Annotated in this window: 7 protein-coding genes; 4 read left to right on the top strand and 3 right to left on the bottom strand. The window is 66.3% G+C overall.

Annotation, left to right across the window (positions count from 1 at the left end; translation table 11 throughout):
- Positions 1-783 precede the first annotated feature (783 nt).
- Complete coding sequence (locus tag G4L39_RS10360; protein ID WP_165108019.1) at positions 784-2289, top strand: rhamnogalacturonan acetylesterase; 1506 nt, start codon at positions 784-786, stop codon at positions 2287-2289.
- Positions 2290-2526: 237 nt separating this feature from the next.
- Here G4L39_RS10360 and fsa read toward each other — a convergent pair whose 3' ends face one another.
- The 3 genes from fsa to G4L39_RS10345 form a co-directional block, all read right to left on the bottom strand.
- Complete coding sequence (gene fsa, locus G4L39_RS10355; RefSeq protein ID WP_165108018.1) at positions 2527-3195, bottom strand: fructose-6-phosphate aldolase; 669 nt, start codon at positions 3193-3195, stop codon at positions 2527-2529.
- A gap of 250 nt (positions 3196-3445) precedes the next feature.
- Positions 3446-4471 carry a class I SAM-dependent methyltransferase gene (locus G4L39_RS10350; RefSeq protein WP_165108017.1) on the bottom strand — a complete coding sequence of 342 codons (1026 nt, stop codon included), beginning with the start codon at positions 4469-4471 and terminating at the stop codon, positions 3446-3448.
- 29 nt (positions 4472-4500) lie between these two features.
- Positions 4501-5154, bottom strand: coding sequence for a phosphoribosylanthranilate isomerase (locus tag G4L39_RS10345; RefSeq protein ID WP_165108016.1), 654 nt, complete (start codon positions 5152-5154; stop codon positions 4501-4503).
- Between the two features lie 156 nt (positions 5155-5310).
- On the opposite strand from G4L39_RS10345, the gene G4L39_RS10340 reads away from it, so the two are divergent.
- From G4L39_RS10340 to G4L39_RS10330, 3 genes are all read left to right on the top strand, one after another.
- Positions 5311-8205 (top strand): tetratricopeptide repeat protein, encoded by a 2895-nt coding sequence (locus G4L39_RS10340; RefSeq protein ID WP_165108015.1) that lies wholly within the window; start codon positions 5311-5313, stop codon positions 8203-8205.
- Positions 8206-8213: 8 nt separating this feature from the next.
- Entirely contained in the window at positions 8214-9416 is a 1203-nt protein-coding gene (locus tag G4L39_RS10335; protein ID WP_165108014.1) for a glycosyltransferase family 4 protein, read from the top strand.
- A partial coding sequence (locus G4L39_RS10330; RefSeq protein WP_165108013.1) for an MraY family glycosyltransferase occupies positions 9416-10325 on the top strand: 910 nt, incomplete at its 3' end. The genes G4L39_RS10335 and G4L39_RS10330, both read left to right, overlap by 1 nt.

Raw genomic sequence — 10325 nt, 5'->3', positions numbered from 1 at the left:
GTCGGAACTCGAAAGGGCAACCTCTGATTGGGGCACGCTGCAGCTTCAGCACGGGCCGCGGGGGCAGCCTTTTCCTACGGACGGCGGGGACGCCGTCCCTCCCGTGGGACCTCGTGGGAGGGGCACAGTCCCCTGTGCCCGATATTCTTTGCGGACCGCGAGGACGCGGTCCCTCCCAGCCTGTCGGAGCTCGCAAGGGCGCCCTCTGATTGGGGCACGCTGCAGCTTCAGCACGGGCCGCGGGGGCAGCCTTTCCCTGCGGGCGGCGGGGACGCCATCCCTCCCGTGGGACCTCGTGGGAGGGGCACAGTCCCCTGTGCCCGACATTCTTGCGCACCGCGAGGACGCGGTCCCTCCCTTACCTGCGCCGCTCCACCCGGGCGGGATAATCGCCGTCCTCGGGGACCGCCTGGCGTTATGCCCGGCCTGTGGTTTGCACACGGTGGGGGTGATGGTCTTGTCCAGGATGCCGTTTGCATCGAAAAGGCCGACTTCCATCCGAGCCGTGTCTCTGTGCCCTCTGTGTGTGCATGGCCTGTCCTCGGACCATTTCGTCTCCGCGATTTCCCGGGGTGGCTGTTGTGTTTCGTGGTGCGTGGGTTCACGCGCCGCGCGGGTTTGCGATCGGGTGCAATCTTGCAAAACGGCTGCGCGTCGGGAATCGGGAGATCCTTGTTCACGAGGACCTGCGATTGCGGAGGTGACCGGTTTCGAATGCGGGGTTACCATGCCGCAGCTCTGGCTGCAGGATGGGTCGGACTGAATTTGTAGATAGGAGCGGAGATGAACGCGGATGGCATGGGCAGGGGCGGCCCTGGAGCAGCGGGGCCCGCGGTGGCGGGTGGCATGTTCGCGGGTGGGGAGGGATGGGTTGCGCGGCATTGGCGCAACCGATTTCGGGAGGAGAGCCCGGCCCCGGCGGGCCGGGCACCGGTCGAACCGTTAGCGGGTCAGGGGCCGGACCGGCTCCGTTGTGGGCTGCTGTTCCGCTGGTGGGGATCGGCGTGGGTAAGGACCCGGGCGCGGCCATCGTTGTGGTTGCTGGCTCTGGTGCTGACGTGTGGGCTGTTGGTGGAAGTGTCAGCGGCGGACGGGTCGTGGCGGTTTGATTTCGGTTCCGGCGCATGTGCGGCAGGGTGGGTGCAGGTGACGGCGAAAGATCGTTACGACCCGGTCCGGGGCTGGGGGTTTGATCTCGGGTGCGTGCCCGAGGATTTTGCAGAGGAAGGGCCCACGGAACTACTGAGCGACGGAGTGACGTCGGAGCAGCCGTTTTTCTTTTCCGTGCGGGTGCCGGAGGGGAACCATCGGGTGGTGGTCACCCTGGGCCGGTTGGGGGCGGGATCGACGAACTGGATCAAGGCGGAGTCGCGGCGGTTGATGGCGGAGCGGGTGGTGACGGAGCCGGGTCGGTTTGTGACGGTGGCCTTTACGGTGAATGTACGCACGCCGCGGCTGCCGGACGGGCGCCTGGTGCGTTTGAAGGCGCGGGAAGAGAATGTGTTGCACTGGGACGATAAACTAACGCTCGAGTTCAGCGGGGTGAGACCGGCGGTGACCGCGGTGGAGATTGATCCGGATCCGTCGGCGCCGACGATTTTCCTGTTGGGAGACTCGACGGTGACGGACCAGCCGGAGGAGCCGTGGTGCAGTTGGGGTCAGATTTTGCCCCGGTTTTTCCGTTGTGGTGTGGCGGTGGCGAATCATGCGGAATCGGGGGAATCCCTGACGAGTTCGTTGCGAGCGTTGAGGGTGGAGAAGGTGTTGAGCCAGCTCAGGGCCGGCGATTTTGTGTTTTTGCAGTACGGGCACAATGATCAGAAGGAGAGGGGTGAAGGGGCGGGCCCGCACGGGAATTACCGGACGAACCTGATCCGGGTGATCGAGGCGGTTCGGGTCCGGGGGGCCGAGCCGGTTCTGGTGACTTCGATGGAGCGGAAGGCGGGGGTGGAACGGCCCACGCTGGGGGAGTATCCCGAGGCGATGCGGCGGGTGGCCCGGGAGTGGGACGTACCGCTGTTGGATCTGAATCGGATGAGTGTGGTGTTGTATGGTGCGCTGGGGCCGGCGCTGGACCGGGCCTTTGTGGACGGGTCGCATCACACGGTCGACGGGGCGTATCTGCTGGCCCGTTGCGTGGTGGCGGGGATTCAGGAGAGGGGGTTGTCGGTGGGGAGGTATTTGGTGCCGGATTTGGGGGCGTTTGATCCGGCGCATCCGCCCGGGCCGGACCGGTTGTATGTGCCCCCCAGCCCGCAAAGGTCGGAGCGACGCCCGGACGGGAGTTGAGTGGTCGCGGCGGCGGGGCGGGTTTTCGGGTGGAAGGGTCAAGCCGATGGCAAAGCTCCGGTGGATGAATGGCCGCGGCCGGGTTTGCGCGCGGGCCGGGTATTGAAAGACGTCGTGCCGGCGGGAGGGGCCGCTCCGGCTTCGTGCGGCGCAACGTTCCGATGTTGGATCCATTGGCCGTGTAAGGTGGCTTTGGGGTGCGCCCCGGTCCCGGGGCGGAACGAAACCCGGGCCGGGTCAGGCTTTCTGCGGGTTGCGGGACTGGAGGTAGGCCTCCCAGTCTTTGAGGAACCGGTCGAGTCCGATGTCGGTGAGCGGGTGTTTCAGGAGCTGCGTCATGACGGAGAAGGGCATGGTGGCGACGTCGGCGCCCAGGAGTGCCACCTCCAGGACGTGCATGGGATGGCGGAGCGAGGCGGCCAGGACGCGGGTTTGGAAGTGATAGTTGCGGTAGATTTGCACGATCTGGCTGATGAGCCGGGTGCCTTCCGAGCTGATGTCGTCGAGGCGGCCGAGGAAGGGGCTGATATAGGTGGCGCCGGCCTTGGCGGCGACCAGGGCCTGGGTGGCGGAGAAGCAGAGGGTGCAATTGGTGCGGATGCCTTCCGCGGACAGGGTTTTGATGGCACGGATGCCGTCAGGGATGAGCGGGATTTTGACCACGACACGTTCGTGGATGGCGGCGAGGGTTCGGGCCTCGCGCAACATGCCCTCGTAATCCACGGCGGTGACCTCGGCGGAGACATCGCCCGGGACCGATTCACAGATTTGTCGGATATGTTCGTGGAAGTCTTGTGCCCCGGCCTTGCGGATGAGGGAGGGGTTGGTGGTGACGCCGTCCAGGATGCCGAGGCTGGCGGCCTGGCGGATTTCGTTCAAATCGGCGCTGTCGAGGAAGAATTTCATGGCACGTGTTTCTGTGTTGTTCGGGTTGCGGTTTGGGTCGGACCGCTTTGGGCTTTGCCAGTCGTTCTCACTCCGGTCGCGACCCGGGCGCACCGCATCCCGGGTTCCATGCGGCCCTGATGCCGCCCGATGTGCGGGGCGGTGGGGCGACACCGACATCGGCGGCGTGGCCGCGGCACATGTGGATGCGGCGGGAGCATGGTTTCACGGTCCTCGGGGGTGAGCAAGCGGAAAGGGGGTGGGTTTGGCGTCAGGGTTGGGAGCGGTAGAGGAGGAAGGTGTAGGCGGCGGGGTTATGGGTCCTGGGCGATCCGGTTCGCTGTTGCAGGTAGGAGCCGATGTGGATGGGGACGCCGTGGAATCCTTCGCGGGCGAAGAGGTTCCAGGTCTGGTCGAGGCTGAGCAGGTTCCAGTGGTAGGGCCCGAGGGGTTGGACGACGTGTTCAGGGATTTCGTCCATGTGAAAGAAGTGGAGGCAGAGGCCGTATCGGACGACGCGGCACAGTTCGCGTGCGGCCACGGGGAGGGCCCGCGGGGAGAGGTGTTCGAAGAGGTCATGCAGGAAGGCCAGATCGAAGGCGCGATCGGGGAACGGCAATTCGAACAGGTTGGCTTCCAGGAAACGGCCGCGGGGACAGAGGGCGCGTGCGTTGGCGACGTTGGCGGGGCAGAGGTCGAACCCGGTGTAATCGAAGATTCGGAGCAGCCCGTAGCGATCGAGGAAGCGGGCGTCGTTGGCCGATCCGCAAGCGGGTTCGAGCACGCGGAGGCCGGTAGGGGGTATGGGCTCGAGGAGTTGGGACCACAGGCGGGCAAAGGTGTCGAGGACGGATTCGAGGTGGGGGTCATCGGGGTCGGCGGGCTCGGGTCGTTGGAGCCAGGCGTCCAGGTAATGGGGCACCGTGACCGGCCCGATGCGGAGGGGGAGCTGGCTGTAGATTCGGCGGAGGAAGGGCGGGATTTCAATGCCTTCAACGTTGGCGGCACCGGTTTGGAGGCCGAACCGGAGGAGGTGGCGATCATCCGGGGTGGCGATGCCGTGGGCGGGATTGAGGATCCAGTTGAGGGCGGCGGCGAAGTCGAGCTCGGCCTGGAAGATGGGTTCCCATTCCGGTTGCTGCAGGGTGGAAAGGAGGAAATGTCGGGTGAGGATGCTTTGGAGGTTGCGGCGCGGGTCTTCGACGTCGCGGACGAGGTACTGGCCCAGCCAGGCGGGGTCGTGCCGGTCCCAAGCGTGGCGGAGGCGTTCGGTTTCGGCCTGCAGGGAGGGGTCCATGGGCGGGGCATGGGGTCGGGGTGGGGCGGTTAGGAGGGCTCGGTCGCCAGTGTGGCGGCGGCCTGGCGGACGGCGGCGACGAAGGCCCGCATTTTTTGGGGGCACTTGCGGCCGGGCGCAATTTCGACCCCGCTGGAGACGTCCACGGCGAACGGTTGGACGGTGCGGATGGCCTGGCCGACGTTGTCCGGTGTGAGTCCGCCAGCGAGGATGATGGGTCGGCCGAGGTTGCGGGCGCGGCGGGCCAGTTCCCAGTTGAAGGTCCGGCCGGTGCCACCGGCGGCGCCGGGCACCCAGGCGTCGAGCAGCCAGGCGTCCGTGTCGTAGGCGGTCAGTGCCTGGAGTGAGGACTCGTCGCGGATGCGGAAGGCTTTGATGGTCATGAGGCCGAACTGGCGGCAGAAGTCCGGGGATTCGTGGCCGTGGAACTGGAGCATGTTGAGGGCGCAGGTGGTGATGGCCTGCCAGACGGTGGCGGCGTCGGGGTCGACGAAGACACCCACGCGCACGATGTGCGGGGGCAGGACGCGGGCGACGGCGGCGGCGGCCGGCAGGGGCAGATAGCGAGGGCTGGCCTGGGCGAACATCAGGCCCACCATGTCGGCGCCGGCGTCGGCGGCGGCCAGGGCATCTTCGGGCGTGGTGATGCCGCAGATTTTGACGCGGACCTCGTGCGTGTTCATGGTTCAGCAGAAGTTAGCATGGCGGGGTCGGGGTGTGGATGAAAGATTGGGTGCGGTTGTGGGGCGGTCTGGTGACGTTGTTGTGGGGAAATGGTGGCCCGGCATCGGCGTGCTTGCCAATCGGAGGTCGGGTGGGACAATCTGGGCGCGGTCTGCATGACGACCCAACCGCAAGCGATGCAGCAGGAACGGCGCTTCGTGTCCGTGACTCTGCCCTGGGCCGTGGCCGGGACAGCGTTGCTTCTCTACCTGCTCACCCTGAACCGGGGCCTGACGGTGGGGAACTTATTGAGTGTGGCCGGGCTCAACGGGTTGCAGTGGCAACCGGGGTTGGGCTCGCCGGTGTACACGCTGTTGACGTGGCCGTTGCGATGGCTTCCTGCGGGGGCGGTGCCGGTGGTGCTGAGCGTGTTTTCGGCGGCGTGTGGGGCGGCGGTGTTGGGGTTGTTGGCGCGGTGTGTGGCGTTGCTGCCGTATGACCGGACGCCGCTGGAACAGATGGCCATGCGGAACGAGTGGGGCTGGCTGACGGGCCGGCGGGCGTGGGTACCGGTGGTGGCCTCGTGCGTGATGGCGGGTTTGCATTTTCCGTTTTGGGATCGGGCGCGGGATGGCGGGCCTGCGATGTTTGATTTGTTGCTGTTTGCGTGGGTGGTGCGGTGTTTGTTGGAGTACCGCACGGACGCGCGGGAGGGCTGGCTGAACCAGGCGGCGTTTGTGTACGGGCTGGGGATGGTGGAGAACTGGGTGATGGTGCTTCTGTTGCCGGCCTTTGTGGGGGCGTTGATGTGGGTGATGGGTTGGTCGTTTTTCCGGGTGCGGTTTCTGGTGCGGGTCTGGTGGCTGGGACTGGCGGGATGCGCGTTTTATCTGGCCACGCCGCTGTTGGCGAAGTTGCACGCAGAGATGACGGTTCCGTTCTGGCCGGCGGTGAAGATGGTGCTGGCGGAGCAGAAGAACCAGTTGCTCGGGCATGTGTTGTATGCGCGGGAGGCGCTGGTGCTGGCCGGGCTGTTTTCGTTGATTCCCCTCGTGGTGATGGCGGTGCGGTTCCGTCCGCTGAGTGGCGACATCAGCCGGGTGGGTTCGAATCTGACGAATTTCAGTTTCCATTTGTTGCGGGGGATTTTCCTGGTGGGGGGCGTATGGGTGGCGCTGGAACCGCCGGTGGCGGCATCGCGGATGGGTCTGGGGACGGGGTTTCTTCCGTTGCATTGGCTGGGGGCGTTGGTGGTGGGGTATGCCGCCGGGTATTTCCTGGCGGTGTTCGGGGAGCGGCGGCGGTCGTTTCGGTGGACACCGGCGCAGCAGCGTCGGAACCGGATTGTGGTGGCGGGGGTCCATGTGGTTCTGTGGGTGGGGGCGGCCCTGCTGTTTTATCGAAACTTTCCGGTGATTCTCACGGCGGACGGTCGGTGGCTGCAGCAGTATGCTCGGCTGGTGCGGGAAACGTTGCCGCAGCGGGCGGCGGTTTTGTTGAGCGACGATCCGCTGCGGTTGTGGCCGGTGGCTTCGGTGTTGCGGAAGGTTCCCGATGGGCCCGCGCACCTGTGCGTGGACACGCGGCTGTTGACCTTTCCGGAGTATCACGAGGCGTTGCGTCGGTGGAGTGACGGGGCCTGGCCGTCGCTGCCGACCAATGCGCCCTCCGGGCCGCTGGATGCGGGTTGGTTGATTGACCGGTTGCTGCGGGTGGCGCAGGAGCGGCCGGTGTATTATCTGCACCCGAGTTTCGGCTACTACTTCGAGTATTTCCGGCCTGTACCGCATGGTTTGGTGTGGGAACTGCAGCCGTACGATTCGGCGACGCTGTTGCCGCCGGTCATGGACCGTGCGGCGGTGGAGGAGAACCTGCGGTTCTGGCGTCAGACGGCGCAGGGTGCGCTGGTGCAGTTGCGTCGGGCCCTGGGAATCGCCGGGTCCACGAATCTGCTGGACCGGGTGTTGGTGGGGTTGCGGGTGGGTCGGCCGGTGTTGACGGATGTACGTCTGGTGGCGGCCACCTATTCGCGTGCGTTGACGTGGTTGGGGGTCGGGTTGCAACGGGCGGGTGAATGGGAGGCCGGGGCGGAGTGTTTCCGGCAGGCACTGGAACTGAATCCGCAGAATTTGGTGGCCCGGATCAACGCCGAGTACAACCGGAGTGTGCGCGAGGGGCGTCCGACGCGGGTGAAGTTGTCCGGGCCGGTGGAGAACCAGTTTCGGATGTACCGGAACTGGGATCAGGTGATCGGGGACAACGGGTTGTTTGACGAGCCGACGTTCACCTACGAACAGGGGCGCGTGTTTGCGCAGGGGTTGTTGTTCCGGCAGGCGCTCCGGGAGTTTGAACGGGTGCGGGAGTTGGACCCGGAGGATTTGGCGTCGCGGATGTGGCTGGGGCATTTGTACCTGACCGTGGGGCATCCGGAGCGGACGCTGGAGGTGGTGGGGGAGTTGCGGCGGGCGCCGGACCGGTTCGGGCTGACGTTTACGAACCAGATCGAATTGCTGGGTCTGGAAGGGACGGCGCGGATGATGCTGGGTCAGCGGGAGGAGACGCATCGGTTGCTGCAGCAGGCGGTGGGCACGGGTCCGACCAACCATTTCCTGCTGGCGATGTGTGCGCAGGTGTACCTGCGGGCGGGCGACTGGACCAATGCGATTCCGTTGTTTGACCGGCAGTTGCTGGTGATGCCGAACGACACGGACGCCATGATGAACAAAAGCTATGCCTGTTTGCAGGCGGGCCGGCTGGAGGAGGCGGTGGAGGTGCTGAACCGGCTGCTGGAGTTGCAGCCCAACAATCATCGCGCGCTGCTGAACCGTGCGATTGCACGGCTGCGGTTGGGCCGGCTGGACGAGTCGTGGCAGGATTACCAGCAGTTGTTGCAGTTGTATCCGAACGTGCATCAGATCCATTACGGGCTGGCGGAGATCGCGTGGCGTCGGCGGGACACGAACGCGGCGCTGCAACACTACGAGGCCTACCTGGAGTGGGCGCCCCGGCAGACGGTCGAATATTCCAACGTGATGGAACGGGTGCGGCAGTTGCGGGGTGAAGGGTCCTGAGAAGGGGCATGCGCGTCGTGCATGTGATCACCCGTCTGATTGTGGGCGGGGCGCAGGAGAACACGCTGGCGAGCGTGCTGGGGTTGCGGGAACGTCACGGCTGGGAGGTTCGGTTGATTTCGGGTCCGACGTACGGGCCGGAGGGTTCGCTGGAGGGCGTGGCGGCGGCGGTGCCGGGGCTGCTGGAGATCGAGCCTCACCTGGTACGGCCGGTGCATCCCTGGCGGGATGGGCTTGCGTGGGTGCGGCTGACCCGCCGATTTCGGGAGCTGCGGCCCGACCTGGTTCACACGCACAGCGGGAAGGCGGGTTTTCTGGGGCGGCTGGCGGCGCATCGGGCCGGGATACCGGTGATTGTGCATACGATCCACGGGCCGTCGTTTGGACCGTTCCAGGGGCCGTTGGCCAACGCCGTGTTTCGATGGGCGGAACGCCGGGCGGGTCGTGTGACCACGCATTTTGTGGTGGTGGCGGAAGCGATGACGCGGCAGTACCTGGCGGCGGGGATCGGGCGGCCCGACCAATACAGCCTGATTTACAGCGGCTTTGACCTGGGTCCCTATCTCGAGGCGACCAACGATCCGGCGTGGCGGGCGCGGGTGGGATTGGGACCGGAGGATCTTGTGGTGGGCAAGGTGGCGCGGCTGTTCAAGCTGAAGGGTCACGATGATTTGCTGGCGGTGGCGCCGGCGGTGGTGCGGCGATGTCCGCGGGCGCGGTTTTTGTTTGTGGGGGACGGCGCGTGGCGGGGGCGGCTGGAAGCGCGGGTGCGGGCCCTGGGACTGGCGGGGGTGGTACGCTTTGCGGGGTTGGTGCCGCCGGAAAGCATTCCGCGGTGGATGGGGATCATGGACGTGGTGGTGCACTTGTCGCGGCGGGAGGGTCTGCCGCGGGCGCTGCCGCAGGCGTTGGCGGCGGGCAAGCCGGTGCTGGCCTATGCGTGTGACGGCGCGCCGGAGGTGTGTCGGCCCGGGGAGACGGGGATCCTGGTAAGGCCCGGTGACCTGACCGGTTTGGAGGCGGGCCTGGTGCAGTTGCTGGAGGATGCGTCGTTGCGGGAGCGGTTGGGCCGGCAGGGTCGGGCCTGGGTTCGGGAGCATTTTGATGTAAACGGGATGGTGGACCGGCTGCATGCGTTATACGTGCGGTTGCTGGGGCGGACGGATGCGGCGGGGGCGATGGACGTGCCGGAGGGACCGGGGACGGTTTGATGGACACGACGTGGCTGTTATTCGGGTTGCCGGCCGTGGTGGCGTTTGCGGGTACGGCCTGCGGGATGCCGTGGTGGCGACGTGTGGTGACACGGCTGGGGATGGTGGATGATCCGGGGCATCGGAAGATTCATGTGGAGCCGACGCCGCTGGCGGGCGGGGTGTCGGTGCTGACGGGCTGGCTGTTGGCGATGGGTGCGGGGATTGTGGCGGTGCGCACGTTTTGGTGGGACGCTGCGACGCAGGCGGCGCTCTGGCACGGCGTGGAGAGGCGCGCGGGGCAACTGGCGGTGCTGGTGGGGGGTGCGGTGGCGATGACGGTGTTGGGGGCGCTGGATGACCGGCACGAATTGCGGCCCGGAGTGAAGTTTCTGGGTCAATGTCTGGTGGCCGGTGCGGTGGCCCTGGCGGGCATGCGCATCACGTTGTTTGTGCCGGATCCGGTCTTCAGTCACGTGGTGACGGTGCTGTGGATTCTGACGCTGGTGAATGCGTTCAACTTTCTCGACAACATGAACGGGCTGTGCGCGGGGCTGGGCTTGATTGCCTCGTGGTTTTTTGCGGTGAACGCGGCGCGGCAGGGGCAGTATCTGGTGGCGGCGTGTGCGTTTGCGGTGTGCGGGGCGCTGGCCGGGTTTTTGCCGTGGAATTTTCCGCGGGCGCGCGTGTTTTTGGGGGACAGCGGCAGTCATCTGGTGGGGTACTGGGTGGCGGTGCTGGCGATACTGCCGCATTTCTACAGCGATCTGCATCCGCGGGGTTACGCGGTGTTGTCGCCCTTGTGGGTGGTGGCGGTGCCCTTGGTGGATCTGGTGCAGGTGGTGATTCGGCGATGGCTGCGGGGCCGGCCGATTTACGTGGGGGACACGGAACATGTGTCGCACCTTTTGGTGCGGGCGGGTCTGAGTC

The sequence above is a fragment of the Limisphaera ngatamarikiensis genome (assembly GCF_011044775.1).
In the GTDB taxonomy this organism is placed as follows: Bacteria; Verrucomicrobiota; Verrucomicrobiia; order Limisphaerales; family Limisphaeraceae; genus Limisphaera; species Limisphaera ngatamarikiensis.
This window is presented reverse-complemented; position numbering and strand designations above follow the sequence as displayed.

Coding starts and splice junctions, on each gene's coding strand:
- G4L39_RS10360 (WP_165108019.1), top strand. CDS start 784: ATGAACGCGGATGGCATGGGCAGGGGCGGCCCTGGAGCAGCGGGGCCC.
- fsa (WP_165108018.1), bottom strand. CDS start 3,195: ATGAAATTCTTCCTCGACAGCGCCGATTTGAACGAAATCCGCCAGGCC.
- G4L39_RS10350 (WP_165108017.1), bottom strand. CDS start 4,471: ATGGACCCCTCCCTGCAGGCCGAAACCGAACGCCTCCGCCACGCTTGG.
- G4L39_RS10345 (WP_165108016.1), bottom strand. CDS start 5,154: ATGAACACGCACGAGGTCCGCGTCAAAATCTGCGGCATCACCACGCCC.
- G4L39_RS10340 (WP_165108015.1), top strand. CDS start 5,311: ATGACGACCCAACCGCAAGCGATGCAGCAGGAACGGCGCTTCGTGTCC.
- G4L39_RS10335 (WP_165108014.1), top strand. CDS start 8,214: ATGCGCGTCGTGCATGTGATCACCCGTCTGATTGTGGGCGGGGCGCAG.